Below are 18,258 nucleotides of genomic sequence, written 5' to 3'. Positions count from 1 at the left end.
TTCTGTGACTAGCAATCGTTTTCACCGCCAATTAACACGGTTGGGATAGCATGGGGTGTTTTTATTTTTTTTATGGTTACAGATTTTTGGTCTTTAATAATTTCTAAACCTTTTTTTTCCGAAATAACTTCGCCATTATAATATAGTTTTGCCCCTCTTTTTACCATGTATTTTAGCATTTCAACAGGGTCGCTTAAGTCTTTGGTTGGACCGTTATAGGGCATATCCATAACTGAAAGGACTATGTTTTTTGAGTCTTTTAAAGAAATAGGTTTGGTGGAAATTGCAACCTTGGGATTGGCTGAGTTCACGTCTGTGGTTAAAATGTTTAAACTATTGTTTTTCTTGAGTAAGGCTATCGCCTTGTCTGAAGAGATGTTGTTTCCTTCATACGAAAAGCTAGCCCCTTTTTTAGCCATTCGTATGATATGGTTTATTGGACTCTCAGGTGGTGGTGGTGGCGGAATACTGCTTTGTTCTCCTTTTTTCACTCGTGCAGAAGGTGGTGGCGGAGGTGGAGGCAAAAGTGAATTACTATTTTCTTTTTTATTGAGGTTTTTATATTTTTCATAGAACTTCATTACCGTCTCATACTGCGCTTTTAAATCGGTTGCATTTCCTTGGTTTGCCTTGATATAGGCATTGATAGCATTGCCATAGGCATCTGCTTCTTTGTGAAAGGCTGATTCTGCATTTAGCAATTCTTTCGAGTTCGTTGTCGTTGATGGCAATGGCGGTGGTGGGGGTGGAATAGTACTGTGCTCCCCTTTTTCTACCTTAGGGACAGGTGGTGGGCTTGGAAACTCTGGATAAGGTTGGGCAGACTTCTTTTGTGTAAGAGTCATTAAGCCATAAATGTATTCCATGCGGTTGATCTCTTTCAGCTTTATAACAAGTCGCTGTTTGGGTTGTGCATTGTATTTTTTAGCTAGAGTGTTATACTCGGCCACCATTTTTGGGGTTGCCTTGTCTAAAATTGTATTATGTCCATCAATAACACGATATATGTTTTTTATTTCTACTAACTTTCTTAAGTTAGCCATTCTTTTATTATGAAGTTCTTTTGTTTTTAAAGTAATTATATAGTGATTGTCTACGAGTTTTGCGTTTTTAAAATCATTGGTTTTTACAATTTCTCCTTCTTTTTGTAGATTCGATATTAGCTCGTTGTAAAGTAGTTTGGTTTTAAGCTCTAGTAGAAAATAGTTTTCGTCTGAAATCGATTCAGATGCACCTTCGACATTTTCTTGAGGGGTTGTAGCAACCGTTACTCGTTCTGCTTCTGCTAAAATTTCTTTAGTTTCTGTACTGCTAAAACTGTACAATAACAAAGCTGCTATTGGTAAAGCAATAAGGCTACGCAGCCAAACCGATTGTTTTGAGGTTCTTTTTTTCATAACTGTAAATCGTTTTTTGATTGATGAATAATTGATTGAATTTGCCAATTGTGGCTCCGAAGCAGCTGATGAGAATGCTAAGAGTATTTTTCCATAGGCGGTGGCGTTTGCCCCGTTTTTTAAAACGGCATAGTCTGCCAAAAACTCATGGTTTAATTTGATGCTGTGTTTAAAAAAATAGATCAACGGATTAAACCAAAATAGAATTTGTAGGAGCTCTACAAGCAATACGTCTATGGAGTGTTTTTGTTGGGCATGGGTTATTTCATGTAAAAGAACCTCTTGCGGAATTTCATTATTTTCATAGGCCTTTTTATTTAGAAAAATGAATGCTAAAAAAGTATGTGGTGTTGTTTTTTCTGAAAGGAGTACGTTGGTATGTTTGTCTAATTTTACTTTGGGGTTGGCATGTATCTTTTTAAAAATGTTGGCACTATTTTTTATAAATTTTATACTAAAAACTAACACCCCAATACCGTAAATACTCCAAAGGATATAGGGGAGGTAGTTGGTAGGTTCTTCAATTAGAACGGCAGTAGCTAAAGGAAGGGTTTCAATATGGGTTTCATAAACGGGCTTAGTAATTGACACATACTGCGTAAAAGTTACCAAAGGAATACCAAACCCTAGCGCCAAGGCAATGAGCAGGTAAAAGCGCTTAAAGATGTGCATTTTATGCCCTTCTAAAAACAATTTGTAGAAGAGAAATAAAACGGCCAAGCAGGCTGTAGATTTTAGTAGATAGAATAGCATACTATTTGTTTTTTAGTTCTTGATCTATGATTTCTCTTAAATGAGCCAATTCTTCTTTACTAAGATTGGTTTCTTTTGTAAAAAACGATGCAAATTGTGATGCGCTATCGTTAAAAAAGTTCTTGATTAAACCGTTTACGTGTTTAGAGAAATAGGCTTTCTTTTTTACAAGTGGGTAATATTCTCTAGATTTCCCATAAAGGGTGTAGCCCACAAAGTTTTTGTCCGCCATGCGTTTTAGCATGGTTGCAACGGTTGTAGTTGCCGGTTTTGGATCTGTATACTGTTCTAGCAAATCTTTTAAAAAGGCTTTCTCTAGTTTCCAGAGGTGATTCATTAGTTCTTCTTCGGCTTTAGATAACTGCATACTTCTACATTGTTAGAATGTTCTCTACAAATGTAGAGCAAATAATTGTATTCTACAAATGTAGAGTTAAATAAATAGTGTTTTGCGTTAGGGATAGGAGCGGAAAGCCCACAGCAGAGCGCGGACTTGCAGGGTATAGCCCGCCCGAAGGAACGCCTTAAATACTTTAGGTTTGGGAATAAAAAAGTCCGTTTCTAGATAAAAAACGGACTTTTAAAGTGGTGTAATTTCTTGTATTAGGAATTCATTTCTGTAAAATTCTTATAAAAATAGGGGATGGTTTCTATGCCTTTTAGGTAGTTCCAGATACCAAAATGTTCGTTTGGTGAATGTATGGCATCACTGTCTAGCCCAAAACCCATTAATATCGTTTTGCTTTGTAGTTCTTTTTCGAACAGCGCCACAATTGGGATACTACCGCCACTGCGTTGTGGGATGGGTGTTTTGCCAAATGTAGTTTCATAGGCCTTAGAAGCTGCTCTGTACCCCACACTATCTATAGGGGTTACATAACCTTGTCCGCCATGATGTGGATTTACCTTTACGGTAACTCCTTCTGGTGCTATGCTGCTAAAGTGTTTGGTAAATAGGGCTGTAATTTCTTCCCAATCTTGGTTGGGAACCAGACGCATTGAAATTTTTGCATTGGCTTTACTCGCTATTACGGTTTTGGCTCCTTCTCCTGTATATCCTCCCCAAATGCCGTTGACATCTAAGGTAGGTCTAATAGAGTTGCGTTCGTTGGTGGTATAACCTTTTTCTCCATAAACCGAATTTATAGCAATTGAAGCCTTGTATTTTTCTAAATTAAAGGGTGCTTTTGCCATTTCTGCACGTTCTTCCGTAGAGAGATCTTCTACCTTGTCATAAAAACCTGGTATGGTAATATGGTTGTTCTCATCGTGTAAGGAAGCGATCATTTTGGTAAGAATGTTAATAGGGTTGGCCACTGCGCCTCCGTATAAACCAGAGTGTAAATCTCTGTTTGGACCTGTAACTTCTACCTCTACATAACTTAAACCACGTAAGCCGGTGGTGATAGATGGGACGTCTTTGGCAATCATGCCGGTGTCACTAATTAAAATAACATCGTTTTTAAGCTTTTCTTTATTTTCTTTTACAAAGGTTGAAAGGCTAACGCTACCTACTTCTTCTTCCCCTTCTATCATAAATTTAACATTGCACGGCAATTGGTTGGTACTTACCATAAATTCCAAGGCCTTTACGTGCATGTACATCTGTCCTTTATCGTCACAAGCGCCACGGGCAAATATGGCCCCTTCTGGATGAATTTCTGTTTTTTTAATTACGGGTTCGTATGGAGGCGAATCCCATAGGTTTATAGGATCTGCTGGCTGCACATCGTAATGTCCATACACCAAAACGGTAGGCAGGGAAGTATCTATGATTTTTTCACCATAAATGATTGGAAAACCTTGAGTTTCACATATTTCAACCGTGTCACAACCCGCTTTTTCTAGGGCAATTTTTACGGCATCAGCGGTAGCTAATACATCATGTGAAAAGGCAGGGTCTGCACTTACCGATGGCATTTTTAGTAAGTCGATAAGTTCATTTAATAACCGCTCTTTATTGTCGTTTATAAAGTCATTTAGGTGTTTCATAGCTTCGTTTTATAAAGGATAAATGTACAAAAAAAGAACTTTTTATGTTTAAGTATTTTTAAATTGATTTTTTGACTTATATTTGCAACCCAATTGGCCAAAACGGCGAATTGATAAATGCAGGCGTGGTGGAATTGGTAGACACGCTAGACTTAGGATCTAGTGCCGCAAGGTGTGAGAGTTCGAGTCTCTCCGCCTGTACAAAGAAAGAGCTCTTCAGCAATGAGGAGCTTTTTTTATGCGGTTTTTTTAGAAACATGTTTCTGTTTTAAGCTTCAAGTTCATATTTGTGTATTTAGGTTTTAAATTTCCTTTCATTTTCTTTGTTTGTCCAAGACAGACGAAACAAAAGAAAGCCTGTTGCTTCAAGACATTTTGTAATATTATTGTTACGGATAAGGAGTGCCTTAATAATGTGGGGGAACAATTCATTGGTTAGGGGAATTATAAGGAGGGTATAAAAAAAGCCCCTCTTACCTAGAGGAGCTTTAAAGTATATAGCTTTTTAGAAAAAAGGAATAACACAACAAGACTTGGGGAAAATTCAAAAAATCTACTTTAAGATTCCTAAAGCAGCCAAAATAAGGCATACTACAACGCTAATTAAAATGCCTACCAGCACAAAAACCATTACACGCAGGAAACTATTAAGTATTTTGGTACTTACTGTTGCTTCTCTCATAATCAAATAGTTTGATGTAAAATACAAATTAATTTTTAAATCAACAAGCAATTAAACGCTGAAAAACAGTAAATTAAGTTTTGAGGTTTCCTGGCAACCAAAGCTTAGCTAAATTTATATTATATGGTTTTAGCCTTCATCGTATCTAACTCTTCTGCCTTACTTTTTCTTTTTGGCATTTTAAGTTCGTATAGATTTTTTATGGAGTCGTTTTTTTGCGTGCGCTTTTTTAAGCTATCTAATTTTTTTTGAAAATCAATATCATCAGGTACTGTTTTATTTTCAGGAGTTTTTACGCAAGAAAATAAAACGAACAAAATTGCAGCTGCATATAAGGCTGTAAGAAAAGCTTTCATTATGTAACAAATCTAAGGTTACAATAATGTACGAATGAAAGTTGTTATTTGGACGCTAGCCCCTGTACTTTTAGCAACATATTCTTTGTTAATATGTGCTGTCTTATTATAAAAATCGGAATTGGCTAAAAGCTCATTTACAACATCCGTAAATTCTTCCTTAGTGCGGGTTGTAAGTACACCTTTTAATTGCACCAAATCCTCCGCTTCTTTAAACCCTTTGTATACAGGGCCAATGATCACGGGAATACCAAATACAGCAGGCTCTAAGGTATTGTGTAGGCCACCCTTTGTAAATCCACCTCCTACATAGGCTATATCGGCATAGCTGTAAATTTTTGTAAGAAGTCCCACGGTGTCAACGATTAAAACATCAAAATTAGAAATGTCTTGTGTTCCAATTTCAGAAAACATAATCACCGATTTGTTCAAACTATTTTTTAGGGATGTAATTTTATCGGCTATGATATTGTGTGGGGCAATTACGTATTTTAAATTGGCCTTGGTATTGTTGATATAGCTTTGTAAAAAGGTTTCACCCACTGCCCAGGTACTTCCGGCAACTAGACAGCTCTTGTTTTGTTTAAAAGTAGTCATGAAAGGTAGCGAATTATCACCCTCCAAAATTTCAGAAACCCGGTCAAACCGAGTGTCACCACTGACGGTTACATTGGTATACCCAATATTTTTTAGTAGATTTTTAGAGGTGCTGTCTTGTACAAAAAAATGGGTAAAGGCACTTAGGCTTTTTCGCATAAAACCACCATACCATTTAAAAAAGGAATGTTCTTTTTTAAAATAAGCGGATATTAATAAAGTGGGGATTTTCTTTTCTTTTAGCAGCTTTAGATGGTTAGGCCAAATCTCGTATTTCACAAAAATGGCCAGTTTAGGGTTAAGGGTGGTTATAAATTTTTTGGCATTGGAAAGCGTGTCTACGGGCAAATACACAATAGCATCAGCGATGGGGTCATTTTTTTTGACTTCATAGCCAGAAGGCGAAAAAAAAGTAACCACAATTTTATACTCGGGGTAAGCAGCCTTTATTTTTTCTATAAGGGGTAGACCTTGTTCGTATTCCCCCAAGGAGGCAGTATGTATCCAAATAACAGATCCCTTAGCTATACTGCTTTTGGCAAGTCTGGGATAGATGTCTAGTCTGCCCTGCACAAACAGTTTCAGCTTTGGACTAAAATTAGAAAGTAGCCTTACCAAGAAGGCGGCAATATGTACTACTATATTGTATAAAAGATACACCCAATGTTCATTTGTCGCTAAAATACGTTTCTTTCACTAATTTCATTGGTGACCAATGGTATTTTTGTAATTTTACAGTTCAAATTATGGCAATGAAGAAAATTCAGATGGTAGACCTAAAGGGTCAATACCAAGGTATAAAAGAGCAAGTAAACACTTCAATTGCTCAAATATTAGATTCCTCAGCATACATTAATGGCCCTGAGGTTCACGCACTTCAAAAAGAAATGGAAGACTATTTGGGTGTAAAACACATGATTCCTTGTGCCAATGGTACCGATGCCTTGCAAATTGCAATGATGGGCCTAGGGCTAGAACGTGGTGATGAAGTTATTACGGCCGACTTTACTTTTGCGGCAACGGTAGAAGTGATTGCCTTGTTGCAATTAACACCCGTATTGGTAGATGTAGAGCCTGATACGTTTAACATAGACCCCAAGGCCATAGAAAAAGCAATTACCCCTAGAACAAAAGCTATTGTTCCGGTGCATCTTTTTGGGCAATGTGCCAATATGGATGTTATTCTAGAGATAGCAAAAAAACACAATTTATATGTCATTGAAGACAATGCACAGGCTATAGGCGCAAGTTATATAGGTGCCGATGGAACCAAACAAAAGGCAGGTACACTTGGACATGTTTCGGCTACTTCATTTTTCCCGTCTAAAAATTTAGGCTGTTACGGAGATGGCGGTGCAATTTTCACCAATGATGATGCCTTAGCACATACCTTACGAGGTATTGTAAATCACGGTATGTATGAGCGCTACCATCATGACGTAGTTGGTGTAAATTCTAGATTAGATTCCATTCAGGCTGCGGTTCTGCGTGCAAAATTACCACATTTAGATGCCTATAATCAGAAAAGAAGAACAGCTGCCTTAAAGTATTCTATGGCATTGGGAAATCACAACGATATTGTGACGCCAAAAATGCCCATATGTTGCGCTTCAGAAACCTGTGTTTGTGATAGCCATGTTTTTCACCAATACACCTTACAAATTAAGAGTGGCAAGAGAGATGCCTTGGTACAGCATTTAAATGAAAAGGATATTCCCTGCGGTGTGTATTATCCAATTCCCCTACACTTACAAAAAGCGTATACGGATACTAGATACAAGGAAGAAGATTTTCCGGTAACCAATCAGTTGGTACAAGAGGTAATTTCACTACCCATGCATACGGAGTTAGGTGATGAACAAATCACCTTTATTACCACTACCATTTTAGAGTTTTTAAATCGATAAAAATAAAGCAAAGAGCAATGAAAATATTAGTAACAGGCGGATTGGGTTTTATAGGTTCGCATACCGTAGTAGAATTACAGCATGAAGGATTTGATGTGGTCATCATAGACGATCTTTCTAATTCTTCTGAAAAAGTAATGGATGGCATTGTTGCCATCACAGGCAAAAAACCAGTCTTTGAAAAATTTGATCTAAAGGAGAAAACTAAGGTTCAAGATTTCTTTAAGCGTCATCAAGATATTGCTGGAGTAATTCATTTTGCAGCCTCTAAAGCCGTAGGCGAGAGTGTAGAAAAGCCTTTATTGTATTATGAAAACAATATAGGAACCTTGGTGTACTTGTTGCAAGAATTATCGAATTTAGAAAAATCTAGTTTTATCTTTAGTTCATCTTGTACGGTCTATGGGCAGGCAGATAAAATGCCAATTACAGAAAGTGCTCCCGTAAAAGAAGCGGAATCGCCTTATGGTAACACCAAACAAATGGGCGAAGAAATTATTCGAGATACCTGTAAAGTAGTACCGAGCTTAAAAGCCATTGCCCTGCGTTATTTTAACCCTATGGGCGCCCACCCAAGTGCAGAAATTGGGGAATTACCTATTGGAGTGCCTCAAAATTTAATGCCGTACATTACACAAACCGGAATGGGCATTCGTGAAGAATTATCTGTTTTTGGTGGTGATTACCCTACGGAAGATGGTACTTGTATCCGCGATTATATTCACGTGGTAGATTTGGCCAAAGCCCATGTGGTGGCCTTGCAACGATTGTTGAACAATACCAATGAAGATAACTACGACGTATTTAATGTAGGTACAGGAACGGGTAGTTCTGTTTTGGAAGCCATAAAAAGTTTTGAACGGGTATCGGGTAAAAAATTAAATTACAAGATTGTAGATCGCAGGCCTGGTGATATTACCTCTGCCTATGCAGATACTACAAAAGCCAATACCGTTTTAGGATGGAAAGCAAAATCTACCTTAGATGAAGCCATGCAATCTGCTTGGGATTGGGAGCAGAAAATAAGGAAGTAAAATTGATAAAATCAGAAAAAATGGTTTATTGTTTGTACTAACAATAAACCATTTTTTTATTTTTCTCGTATATAAGAGTGATGACATTTAACTACTCAAATAGCAACGCTTTATTAGCCTCCATTAACGACCAACAATTGTATCATAATTTGGTGGCCCAACTGCGGAAGGATTTTAATCTGGCCAATATAGAATTTGGTTTTTTAGAAGACAACGACACCCTTGCTCCCCAAGAATTGATTGCCGCCCTACGTGAAAAAATGTACTTCCTATTGATGGAGCGCTTTACCGAATATTTAAATCTGCTTTATATTGTGGACCTTCCAGAAAGTGCACTCAAAGAAATACAGGTCACGGATGCTGTTGAGGTGGCAGAGCAAGTTGCTTTTTTGGTGCTCAAACGGGAATGGCAAAAAGTATGGTACAAAAACGAATATTCTAGTTAAATTTTTCAGCATAACAATAACTCCTATCCTCTAGTGAGTATTTTATTATGCCGTTGTTTTCAAGGATGCCAGAAAAAAAGCCTTGGTTTAGTGTTGTATGAAAATGACAGTTAAATCCAAGGTTTTAACCGGGCGAAACTTACTCTAATCCCTTTTTTATGGGGTTCCAAAAAGGTTTTGTTTTCAGTTGCTTGGTTTCCCAACCCAATTCCTTTCTAAAATAAGTATGTAAGGTCATGCAAACCCTGCTGTCACCCGCAATATAGACCATTTTATTGCTTTTAAAAGTTGGTGTTATTTCCTTAATTTTTGCAATAATTTCAAGACTTGGGTTTTGGCGTAATTCATAAAAATTAAGGGGAGTGCTGCCGTCTATATCTGGGAACAATTCACTTTTTTGTTGGCTGTAAACAATACTTGCTACTTGTTTGTTCTTTCCAATATTTCGGTTTAACATATAAAGGTGTGATAGGGCCGATAAATCACCGACCATCAAATAACTATCAGCCGTGTCTTCGGCTAGGAAGTTGCCTTTTTTCACCTTGAAATAAACGATATCTCCCGTTTGGCATTCCCTTGCCCATTTAGCGCCAATTCCGTTACTATGGGTGGCAATAGCTAGGTCTACAGTGGTTTCAGATGGCTGATAATCCCAAATGCTATAACTTCTTATTTTGTCTTTCATAGACAATTGATCCTGACCTATACCAATACCTAATCTAAGGAAAGCCCCGGGAATGATATTTACTTTAGAGAAATCATCACTCTGCAAACGAATTTTAATGACCGTGGAGGAAAGGAATTCTTTCTCTAGTACTACAGCCTCATGAAGGACAACTTTTTTTAGGATATTTTCAATAATGCGCATGCTTCTTCTTAATTTTTAGAGTGGTATTGATGGTAATTTTCAATCATTTCTAAGGGCGATAAATGCGGTTTTCCTGCGGCCTTTTCATAATCGGAAGCTACATCATTAGCACCAGCAAATATCCCTTCGTAAATCCCTGCAATTATAGTTCCTATAAAATCGCCTAGCTCATTTTTTCTTTCTGTTGCATAGTCTTCAACAGAAACTGCGGTATACTCAAGCTTGGTATGATACACTTTGTTTATAAGGGCTGCAAGTTGGGTTTGTGTTATTGGTTCGCCAACAAGATTGTAAACTTGGCCGTTGTGTTTCTCTTCAATGAGCATTTTGGCATAAGCCGTTGCTAATTCTTCTCTGCTTGTATAGGCACACTTTCCAGAGCCCGCAGAATTCCGAATGCCACCTTCTTTTACATAGGTTGCTATATAGTTTAAATCGGGCTCAATATAAATTCCATTTCTGCCTATGGCCCATTGGAGTCCGGAGTTTTGTACATCCATTTCTGTCTTACGATTGGATTGCACTACAGGGCTAAAAGCATTTTTTTCTTCGGCTCCAACAATACTGGTATAGACTATTTTGTGAACGCCCTTACTTTTTGCAGCTTCAATAACATTTCTATGTTGCTGAATTCTTTTTTGAGGCTCATCCATACCAGAAACCAATAAAACGGCCGTTACTCCTTCTAAGGCAATGTCAAAATCCGGACGACTATTGTAATCTCCTTTTCTTATTTCAACCCCTAAATGTTTTGCCTTTTCGGGAGTACGCGCAATGCCTATGACATTGTCTTTCCCGATTTCTTTGATCAGTTGCTTTACAATGGCGGCGCCTAAATGTCCGCTTGCTGATGTTACTGCTATTTTCATTTTTTCTGTCCTTTTACTATTTTCAATTATTTAGGAGTGTGGCAATTGTTTAATGGTGATGAGTACCACTTTTCCACCAAATTTAGATTGCAATTGATACTTTTGAAAATGATCAATCGTTTTTAAAAAAACCTGGGTCTCCGCCATTTCTGCATTGTCCACATAAATATAAGTATTGTTATGAAAATTAGACTCTAGCATTTGAAATAATGGCAAGTACAAATCTTTCCAGCCATCTAATACCAATAAATCTATGGGCTCCTTATGATTTTTTAAGGTCTTCATTGCATCGCCAATTCTAACTTCAATACGTTCATTGACGCCTGCTTCTTTAAAATTTGCAATTGCTTTTTGAGCTTTAGATGCCAATAGTTCTGTAGTAATGATACGCCCACCAGTTAAAAGCACTCCTTGTGCTAAAAAAAGTGTAGATATACCAAATGAAGTTCCAAATTCAACTATATTTTTAAGCTTGTTCTGCTGTATAAGTTGTTTTAAATAGTCGCCTTCTTTTTTTGAAATGGAAAGATATACATCCTTAAAATCTTTTGGTCTCAAGGGTTTAATTGCCTGAATAGCCAATCTTTTCATCATTTTTAATCGGTCGCATTTAGCATCCTTATATAAATGTGCTAAGGTAGTTTCTATTTGTAGTGTATTCATAGCGCTGTCTTTTTTAAGTATAGGAATACCAGAATATTTGGTTGCTGATCTTCCTATTGATAGTCATCAATACGGTATTTCTGAATGACATACCGCTAAGAAAAGGGTAACGGATTTGGGTTTAGATTTATTTAACAATTTTTAAATGATCAATAATTCCGCTCCGAAATACAGTTTTTAAGGTACGTTCAGGGTTGTTTTCATATCCAATTATGATGGAACTGTGTACTAGCATTTTGTCAAAATCAAAAACAATGGTTAAATAATCCTTGATCCCTGTTTCGTGCCAATTAATCAAATACATATTGTTTCCAATTTTACGAGAACGGTATGGAATATCAGTATTTCCATTACCTTTAGCCGGTCCGGCAACCCATTCGTACTTGGCTTTGCCCTTGTAAAACTCCATATGAATAGCAGTACCATTTGTGTATTGGAAATTTAAGGAGTAACCATCCAAGAAATGCTCGGCCTCCTCAAACTGAAAGTTATTTTCCGCTGTTGTTTTGTTTTGTGATAAACCAATTCCAACACTGAATAGTGCAAGACAAATACATGTAACTAATTTCGTTTTCATTTTCTTTGATTTTAAAGTTTGATACAAAATTCGTGGTATTTGGAAGATTCCCAGCGGTTAATCTTCGGATAAGAATGGTAAATGTGAGAATAAGGCTTTTATAAGCTGTTTTTGAATTGTTTTGGGGAGACAGCAGTATGCTTTTTAAAAAATTTGGTGAAATTAGTTACTTCATCAAAACCAAGATCAAAAGCAATTTCCTTTAAACTTTTTTCTGTACTTGCAATGGCGCGTTTGACCTCAAGGGTTACGTAGTTGTCTATAAAAGATTTGGCCGTATTTAGGGTATAGCGTTTTACTACCTGGTTTAGGTATTTTGTAGAAATTAGCAAGGTGTTTGCGTAATCTTTTACGTTTCGGGTGGCTGTATAATTGGATTCTACTAAGTTTTTAAACTGTAGAAATGTTGTGTACTGTTTAGCATTGTTGTTGTGCGCTTTTGTAGTTGTTGAATTCCGTTCTAAACGCAATAAATACAGGTCTAATAGGGCGGCAACAATGTTGTTTTGGGCATAGGTATTATTGGTTTGTAGTTCTGCTAGTAGCTCTGTTAAAAATTCTTCATTTAATGTTTTATGGTACGCTATGGGTGAGCTTATGTGGTAATTGTAGAGGTGTGAAATTAAATCTATAGAAGATTTTGAAAAATAGTTCAAAACATATTCTTCTGTAAAAATGAGCAAGAAACCTTCATAGGTGGCATCTTTTTGAAAAGCGTGTACTTGTCCCTTGGCAATTTTTAAAACGGATCCTTCACTTAAATCGTACTCTTTTAAATCAATTTGGTGCTTTCCTTTCCCCTTGGTGACCATTAGTAACGCAAAAAAAGTTAATCGATGTGCTTGGGTTGGATTATGGTCTGTAAAGGTAGGAATCCGAGCAAATAAATGGGTGACACTCAAAAGTTCAAAGCCTTTGGCGTCTTCCGTTTGTTCAAATACTATTTTGGGAATGTCCTTCAATTGGGTGTTTTAATTTTAAGTCAGCGCGCAAGACTTATGCATTGGTTGCGATGTACAGCTAAATATACAAGCTTTTCATTAAAAAACTAAACGCTGAATTAGCGAAGAAGATTTTGGGCCCTTCTTTTTTCGAAATACACGATCAGGAATGCAAATAGTATTTCAAGGATACCCCCAAGGATGCCAATGCATGCAAACTGTTGGGAAAAGAGGATGCCGCCAATTCCTGTTACTAGTAATGCGGCACCAAACACCCAATAGAGGCGCATGCCGTAAATGGTAGCAAATATCAAGTATCGAGCCCCAATAATTAAAATCATAATCGAAAAAAACCATATGGGTTTAAATTGAAGACTTAGATAGGCTATAAATAACCCTATAAATAAGAGTACCGTACTTTCCATAGCTAAATTTGATAATGGATTTCCTTTGCTGTGTTTCCCAGAACACTTAAATGCCTTTGATAGGAGTATTCCAAGAGGGTGAATCAGCATTCCTCCAAAAAAGAAAACCAGCACACTCATTTGTGTGGTACTCATTACTGCTGTAATTCCGGCTGTTAGCCAAACAAGGCCAGAAATTAATGCTCCTGGTGCACCACCATAGTAGGCGGAGCGCATATCTTCTTGTGCTTCTTTAAAATTCATTGCAACTTTTTTATTTGGGCTATACTCCTAATAATTGTTCAAAGTTAGGTTAACTTTTTTTAGGATTACTTGAGAGCATAAAAACCCCTTTAATTTTAACTGAGGCGATCCGCGATAAGCTGAAGTAAAAAAGTTTCACGCTCAATAGACATTCCTTTTTTTGTACTTGTAGCCATTGTCTTAGTGTTGTGATTAATGGCTTCATGAATATTAACCCATACAGCTTTCATACCGTTTTTTGTTTCGTAATGTTCCATTTTGGTAGCGCCCAATTCGTTGTTAATCTCGCAGGTATAGCAATAGGAAATCATGTGTTGCAGGTCGTAATCCTCCTTGTGCCAGGGCCGGTATTCTTCATAAACGCCAAAGGGTTTTATGTTGCAAATGCCTTGGGCTCCTGTTTCTTCATTGAGTTCCCGCATCATCCCGTCTATCTGATCTTCCCCCAAATCTAAGCCTCCGCCTGGCAGACTGTAATCTTCATAACGGGCTGTGTACAGGAGTAAAATGGTACTGCCTTGCATTGCGATACTTCGGGTAGCCAGTCTGGTAAAAATAGATTTATTTTCTAAGCTGGTTACTTCAGGATGGTAATGAGTTTTTAAATTTTGCATGTAGGGGTTCTCGGGTTTTATTTTTGCTTTAGATATGCTAAAATTAAGTATTTCTAAAGCATAATGGATGCCGGATAGTTTTATTAGTTTGTTAGACCTCCCTAATTAAGCTTTAAATTTTGCGGCCATTCATTGGTCACTTCAAGTTTATTAGGGGCTATGGTTGTTTTGCTCCCTATTGGTATAAAACATATCTTGGTGGAACTAGTCCGTTTAATCGTAAGGAAACAAGCATTTGTGCTCTGTGGTGTGTAATATGATCAGCCAGTAATAATAAAATTTGCCGTTTTGATCTCTGCAAGCCCAAATAGTCCAAGTTGTCATTTAATTTAGCAATATCAAATTCGTTGATAAAGCTAATGGTTGCATCAAATGTTTTGTCAAGGGTTGCTATCATTTCTTCCTTCAATTTCTTGTTAACCATAAGAGTTGTATCGGTTTCCCAATCTCTTGCTTTGCGTCCACCTAATAAAGATTCACTATGCCAATCCATTGCCCAGGCAATATGCATTAGATGTTCAGCAAAGCTTAAGGATTCTGGTGTGGCTTTAAAAGTATAGTTGTCTTCAGGCATAGTTTCAGCCACCAGAAGCAGATACTTTCTTGAATTTTCCAATCGCTCTATATAATCCCTTATAAAATCGTTCTGTTGTGCTAACAAAGGAGATGTAAGAGAAGAAAGCAGTAGAAATGTTGTAAGTAGTACTAGACGTTTCATAAACGTATTGTTTTGTTTCGGTTTTCAACTTTTGAAGTAATTTTTAACCAAGATTAAAAATTCCGGTTGTTCATTTATCCCAACGCTTGCCTTTACAATTCTTTGTGCAATACTTTGGTGATTGATCTTGCTAATTCTTTATAACCTGCCTTGGTATAATGAACATCTCCTGGAGCTTGCGCTTCTGTTTGATGTATTTTTTTAGAAGTTTTATAGATGTCATTTACCAAAATACCATGCTTTTTCATGACTTTTTTGGCGACCTTATTGTAGCGCTGAGGGTCTTTTACATAGCGGCCGGCTTCTCCTTCAGGAACATAAGAAGTACTTACAAAGATCAGTTTTGCATTGGACTTTTCTTTTAAAATAGCAACTAGGCTCTCTAAATTTTTAGTGTACTCTTCAATAGTATAGGTTACTTTTCCGTTTATCTTATCTCTATTTCCATACACCTTACTATCTGCATGTCTATAGCACAAATCCCATAAACCCCAATTAAATTGTATGATGTCATAGTCCGTATTCGAAAGCCATTTTTCAAGTCGTTCTAAACCCGTTCCGGTATGCTGTGCATTTCCAGGATTGTGCGTTACTATAGCTACTTCTTTCAGTGTTTCCGTAACAAAAGGAGTATACCCTAAAGAAATGGAATCGCCAATAATTAAAATCTTAGGTTTTTCAGCAGAAGAGAAAGCGGTTAGTACAAGGAGGGATAGCGCTAGGATGGTATTTTTCATTTTTCAGGAAATAATGCGATAAATTTTGGCTAAAAATAGGTAAAAATTAATGTGACGCCTTTAAATTGTTAAAATAATTTGTAGGAATCACTGGGATAACCGCGGTAATTATTGGTTTCTCTAAACTTAAAATTTGGCGCAATAATTGCTATATTTGAAGGTAAATCATAAATTCTTGTTTAAAAAATTTTCACTTCGGTCACGTATTTTTATTACCATGATGTTTTTGGTGCTTATGGCATCTGTCTTAATCGCTGGGGTAACCATTTATCAGTACAGGGAGCAATCTAAAGAATACAATAGGGACAGACTAGAGCGCAAGGAAGCACAAATACAAGAAAGTGTAAATCTCACTATTCGGAAGACAACTTTTGAGCGGATCACAGAAAATTTGCAACATATTTTTAAAGATGAGATTTTTGAGATTGCAGAAATTCAGAACGTTAATTTTAGTATCTACGATTTAGAGGGACAAATTATCATTGACTCACACCCAAATTTAAATAGCGATGAGTCTTCCAAATGTCTAGAGGCTATCGTTTTACAGAAATTGAGAACCAATGAAGATCAACGTTATGTTGAGGAAATAAGCCATATTGAAAAAGCGTCGAATGAAGAAATCATATTAAGATCTTCCTATACCTTTATTAAAGACCTTAGATTTAGAGATATTGGTATTTTAAAATTGGAATATATAGAGGATACCTCCTTTGAAGACAAAGAATTGCCGGAATTATTGTTGCGCTTGGCAGTAGTTTATGTAGTGATGTTTATCATTGCAATGATATTGGCGTACTTTACATCTAAATATATTACCAGGTCGTTGAAAACCATTTCAGACAAGCTTAATCAGACCGATTTAAGTATTAAGAATCCAAAAATTATAGTTGAAAATCCAAGTGAAGAAATAGGTCGACTTATAGACGCCTATAATGGAATGATTGACGAACTAGAACAATCCGCGGTGATGCTTGCCAAGAGTGAACGGGAACAGGCATGGCGTGAAATGGCGAAGCAGGTAGCCCATGAAATTAAAAACCCCTTAACGCCCATGCGTTTAAGCGTGCAGAGTTTTGAACGTAAATTTGATGTTGATGATCCAAATATAAAAACGAAACTTGCAGAATATTCCAAAACGCTTATACAGCAAATAGATACTATGAGTAGTATTGCATCTGCTTTTTCTAATTTTGCTGAAATGCCTGCACAGCAAAATGAAAGCCTAAATGTGGTAAAGGTTGTAAAATTAGCCGTAGATATTTTTAATGAAAGTTATATTCATTTTGTTACTGAAGAGGATGAGATCATTGCCAATTTAGACCGTACCCAATTGGTACGTGTTGTCACCAATTTGGTAAAAAATGCCATTCAAGCTGTTCCAGAAATAGAAAACCCTAGAATTTTGGTTACAGTAGCCACTGAAGATGGATTCGTAAAAATAGCTATAGCCGATAATGGTTTTGGCATTGCCGATGAATTTAAAGAGAAAATTTTTGAGCCCAAGTTCACCACCAAATCAAGTGGTATGGGCTTGGGCTTGGGCATGGTAAAAAACATAGTTGAAACTTATAAGGGAACTATTGTATTTACATCGCAACCCACCAAAGGGACTGTATTTACGATACGCTTTCCGCTCACAAATAATTAAAATTAGAACCTATGAATTTTGATAATATATTATTAACACAAGAAGACAATATCGCTATTGTAACTATCAATAGACCAAAAAAACTAAATGCTTTAAACAAGGCAACTATAGCCGATTTGCATACGGTCCTAAAAGCCTTAGGTAAGGATAAAAATACCAAGGTTATTATTGTAACCGGAAGTGGTGATAAGGCTTTTGTAGCCGGCGCAGATATTTCTGAATTTGCAGATTTCAGCGAAAAAGATGGTGCAAAATTGGCTCGTAAAGGGCAAGAAAAATTGTTCACTTTTATAGAGAATTTAAATACCCCGGTGATTGCAGCCGTAAATGGTTTTGCCTTAGGTGGTGGCTTAGAGTTGGCAATGGCTTGCCATTTTAGGGTAGCCAGTGATAACGCTAGAATGGGCTTACCAGAGGTATCCTTGGGGGTTATTCCAGGATATGGAGGCACACAGCGTTTGCCGCAACTAATTGGCAAGGGAAGGGCCATGGAGCTTATTATGACTGCAGGGATGATAGGAGCTAACGATGCACTTGCTTACGGCTTGGTGAACTATGTAGTTGCCTTAGAAGAGCTGCTGCCTCTTTGTACTAAGTTGGCGGGTAAAATAACCAACAATTCGTCTGTAGCTATTGGCAATGCCATTAAAGCGATCAATGCCGGATTTTCTACGGATGGATATACGGCAGAAATAGAGGCCTTTGGGGCTAGCTTTGGAACCGAAGATTTTAAAGAAGGGACAACAGCATTTTTAGAAAAAAGAAAAGCAAATTTTCCTGGAGCTTAGTTT

19 protein-coding genes and 1 tRNA gene are annotated in these 18,258 nt (G+C 37.0%); 6 read left to right on the top strand and 14 right to left on the bottom strand.

The genetic code is table 11. The features are described from left to right. Positions 1-8: 8 nt before the first annotated feature. The 3 genes from MWU65_RS01350 to MWU65_RS01340 all read right to left on the bottom strand — a co-directional run bounded on the left by MWU65_RS01350 (position 9) and on the right by MWU65_RS01340 (position 4,142). A complete protein-coding gene (locus MWU65_RS01350; RefSeq protein WP_247075104.1) occupies positions 9-2,150 on the bottom strand; it encodes a M56 family metallopeptidase in 2,142 nt (713 codons plus the stop codon). A gap of 1 nt (position 2,151) precedes the next feature. Continuing rightward, on the bottom strand, positions 2,152-2,517 hold the full coding sequence (locus tag MWU65_RS01345) for a BlaI/MecI/CopY family transcriptional regulator (protein ID WP_247075098.1): 366 nt from the start codon (positions 2,515-2,517) through the stop codon (positions 2,152-2,154). 236 nt (positions 2,518-2,753) lie between these two features. Then, positions 2,754-4,142 carry a dipeptidase gene (locus tag MWU65_RS01340; protein WP_247075096.1) on the bottom strand — a complete coding sequence of 463 codons (1,389 nt, stop codon included), beginning with the start codon at positions 4,140-4,142 and terminating at the stop codon, positions 2,754-2,756. 119 nt (positions 4,143-4,261) lie between these two features. On the opposite strand from MWU65_RS01340, the gene MWU65_RS01335 reads away from it, so the two are divergent. Then, positions 4,262-4,343: transfer RNA gene (locus MWU65_RS01335), tRNA-Leu, on the top strand. A gap of 600 nt (positions 4,344-4,943) precedes the next feature. Here MWU65_RS01335 and MWU65_RS01330 read toward each other — a convergent pair. After that, positions 4,944-5,180: a hypothetical protein gene (locus MWU65_RS01330; protein WP_247075094.1), complete on the bottom strand. Its 237-nt coding sequence runs from the start codon at positions 5,178-5,180 to the stop codon at positions 4,944-4,946. 18 nt (positions 5,181-5,198) lie between these two features. Further along, the gene (locus MWU65_RS01325) at positions 5,199-6,437 is read right to left on the bottom strand and encodes a glycosyltransferase N-terminal domain-containing protein (protein WP_247075088.1); all 1,239 of its coding nucleotides are present in this window, start codon (positions 6,435-6,437) and stop codon (positions 5,199-5,201) included. A 92-nt stretch (positions 6,438-6,529) separates the two neighbouring features. On the opposite strand from MWU65_RS01325, the gene MWU65_RS01320 reads away from it, so the two are divergent. From MWU65_RS01320 to MWU65_RS01310, 3 genes are all read left to right on the top strand, one after another. Further along, entirely contained in the window at positions 6,530-7,684 is a 1,155-nt protein-coding gene (locus MWU65_RS01320) for a DegT/DnrJ/EryC1/StrS family aminotransferase (protein ID WP_247075086.1), read from the top strand. Positions 7,685-7,701: 17 nt separating this feature from the next. Next, entirely contained in the window at positions 7,702-8,718 is a 1,017-nt protein-coding gene (gene galE / locus MWU65_RS01315) for a UDP-glucose 4-epimerase GalE (RefSeq protein ID WP_247075083.1), read from the top strand. Positions 8,719-8,798: 80 nt separating this feature from the next. Continuing rightward, entirely contained in the window at positions 8,799-9,164 is a 366-nt protein-coding gene (locus MWU65_RS01310) for a hypothetical protein (RefSeq protein ID WP_247075384.1), read from the top strand. A 139-nt stretch (positions 9,165-9,303) separates the two neighbouring features. Here the strand turns inward: MWU65_RS01310 and MWU65_RS01305 are convergent, their stop codons facing one another. The 9 genes from MWU65_RS01305 to MWU65_RS01265 form a co-directional block, all read right to left on the bottom strand. Beyond that, positions 9,304-10,032: an SIP domain-containing protein gene (locus MWU65_RS01305; protein ID WP_247075080.1), complete on the bottom strand. Its 729-nt coding sequence runs from the start codon at positions 10,030-10,032 to the stop codon at positions 9,304-9,306. An 8-nt stretch (positions 10,033-10,040) separates the two neighbouring features. Further along, complete coding sequence (locus MWU65_RS01300) at positions 10,041-10,901, bottom strand: SDR family oxidoreductase (protein ID WP_247075077.1); 861 nt, start codon at positions 10,899-10,901, stop codon at positions 10,041-10,043. Between the two features lie 30 nt (positions 10,902-10,931). Beyond that, positions 10,932-11,564, bottom strand: a complete 633-nt coding sequence (locus MWU65_RS01295) for a class I SAM-dependent methyltransferase (RefSeq protein WP_247075076.1) — start codon at positions 11,562-11,564, stop codon at positions 10,932-10,934. 127 nt (positions 11,565-11,691) lie between these two features. Next, entirely contained in the window at positions 11,692-12,141 is a 450-nt protein-coding gene (locus tag MWU65_RS01290; protein WP_247075073.1) for a MoaF C-terminal domain-containing protein, read from the bottom strand. 98 nt (positions 12,142-12,239) lie between these two features. Continuing rightward, on the bottom strand, positions 12,240-13,103 hold the full coding sequence (locus MWU65_RS01285; RefSeq protein WP_247075072.1) for a helix-turn-helix domain-containing protein: 864 nt from the start codon (positions 13,101-13,103) through the stop codon (positions 12,240-12,242). Positions 13,104-13,201: 98 nt separating this feature from the next. Further along, on the bottom strand, positions 13,202-13,750 hold the full coding sequence (locus tag MWU65_RS01280) for a hypothetical protein (RefSeq protein WP_247075071.1): 549 nt from the start codon (positions 13,748-13,750) through the stop codon (positions 13,202-13,204). 95 nt (positions 13,751-13,845) lie between these two features. Continuing rightward, complete coding sequence (locus MWU65_RS01275) at positions 13,846-14,364, bottom strand: NUDIX hydrolase (RefSeq protein WP_247075069.1); 519 nt, start codon at positions 14,362-14,364, stop codon at positions 13,846-13,848. Between the two features lie 175 nt (positions 14,365-14,539). Continuing rightward, complete coding sequence (locus MWU65_RS01270) at positions 14,540-15,082, bottom strand: DinB family protein (RefSeq protein ID WP_247075066.1); 543 nt, start codon at positions 15,080-15,082, stop codon at positions 14,540-14,542. A 92-nt stretch (positions 15,083-15,174) separates the two neighbouring features. Beyond that, positions 15,175-15,819: an SGNH/GDSL hydrolase family protein gene (locus tag MWU65_RS01265; RefSeq protein WP_247075065.1), complete on the bottom strand. Its 645-nt coding sequence runs from the start codon at positions 15,817-15,819 to the stop codon at positions 15,175-15,177. A 217-nt stretch (positions 15,820-16,036) separates the two neighbouring features. Between MWU65_RS01265 and MWU65_RS01260 the strand changes: the two genes are divergently transcribed. After that, a complete protein-coding gene (locus tag MWU65_RS01260; protein ID WP_247075382.1) occupies positions 16,037-17,467 on the top strand; it encodes an ATP-binding protein in 1,431 nt (476 codons plus the stop codon). Between the two features lie 11 nt (positions 17,468-17,478). Beyond that, entirely contained in the window at positions 17,479-18,255 is a 777-nt protein-coding gene (locus MWU65_RS01255) for an enoyl-CoA hydratase-related protein (RefSeq protein WP_247075063.1), read from the top strand. The last annotated feature ends 3 nt before the right edge of the window (positions 18,256-18,258 follow it).

The sequence above is a fragment of the Cellulophaga sp. F20128 genome (assembly GCF_023015805.1).
In the GTDB taxonomy this organism is placed as follows: Bacteria; Bacteroidota; Bacteroidia; order Flavobacteriales; family Flavobacteriaceae; genus Cellulophaga.
Note: the sequence above shows the minus strand (reverse complement) of the source record. Positions and strands in the feature narration are given on the sequence as shown.

Coding starts and splice junctions, on each gene's coding strand:
- MWU65_RS01350 (WP_247075104.1), bottom strand. CDS start 2,150: ATGCTATTCTATCTACTAAAATCTACAGCCTGCTTGGCCGTTTTATTT.
- MWU65_RS01275 (WP_247075069.1), bottom strand. CDS start 14,364: ATGCAAAATTTAAAAACTCATTACCATCCTGAAGTAACCAGCTTAGAA.
- MWU65_RS01290 (WP_247075073.1), bottom strand. CDS start 12,141: ATGAAAACGAAATTAGTTACATGTATTTGTCTTGCACTATTCAGTGTT.
- MWU65_RS01295 (WP_247075076.1), bottom strand. CDS start 11,564: ATGAATACACTACAAATAGAAACTACCTTAGCACATTTATATAAGGAT.
- MWU65_RS01280 (WP_247075071.1), bottom strand. CDS start 13,750: ATGAATTTTAAAGAAGCACAAGAAGATATGCGCTCCGCCTACTATGGT.
- MWU65_RS01270 (WP_247075066.1), bottom strand. CDS start 15,082: ATGAAACGTCTAGTACTACTTACAACATTTCTACTGCTTTCTTCTCTT.
- MWU65_RS01260 (WP_247075382.1), top strand. CDS start 16,037: ATGATGTTTTTGGTGCTTATGGCATCTGTCTTAATCGCTGGGGTAACC.
- MWU65_RS01345 (WP_247075098.1), bottom strand. CDS start 2,517: ATGCAGTTATCTAAAGCCGAAGAAGAACTAATGAATCACCTCTGGAAA.
- MWU65_RS01305 (WP_247075080.1), bottom strand. CDS start 10,032: ATGCGCATTATTGAAAATATCCTAAAAAAAGTTGTCCTTCATGAGGCT.
- MWU65_RS01340 (WP_247075096.1), bottom strand. CDS start 4,142: ATGAAACACCTAAATGACTTTATAAACGACAATAAAGAGCGGTTATTA.
- MWU65_RS01255 (WP_247075063.1), top strand. CDS start 17,479: ATGAATTTTGATAATATATTATTAACACAAGAAGACAATATCGCTATT.
- MWU65_RS01265 (WP_247075065.1), bottom strand. CDS start 15,819: ATGAAAAATACCATCCTAGCGCTATCCCTCCTTGTACTAACCGCTTTC.
- MWU65_RS01330 (WP_247075094.1), bottom strand. CDS start 5,180: ATGAAAGCTTTTCTTACAGCCTTATATGCAGCTGCAATTTTGTTCGTT.
- galE (WP_247075083.1), top strand. CDS start 7,702: ATGAAAATATTAGTAACAGGCGGATTGGGTTTTATAGGTTCGCATACC.
- MWU65_RS01310 (WP_247075384.1), top strand. CDS start 8,799: ATGACATTTAACTACTCAAATAGCAACGCTTTATTAGCCTCCATTAAC.
- MWU65_RS01320 (WP_247075086.1), top strand. CDS start 6,530: ATGAAGAAAATTCAGATGGTAGACCTAAAGGGTCAATACCAAGGTATA.
- MWU65_RS01300 (WP_247075077.1), bottom strand. CDS start 10,901: ATGAAAATAGCAGTAACATCAGCAAGCGGACATTTAGGCGCCGCCATT.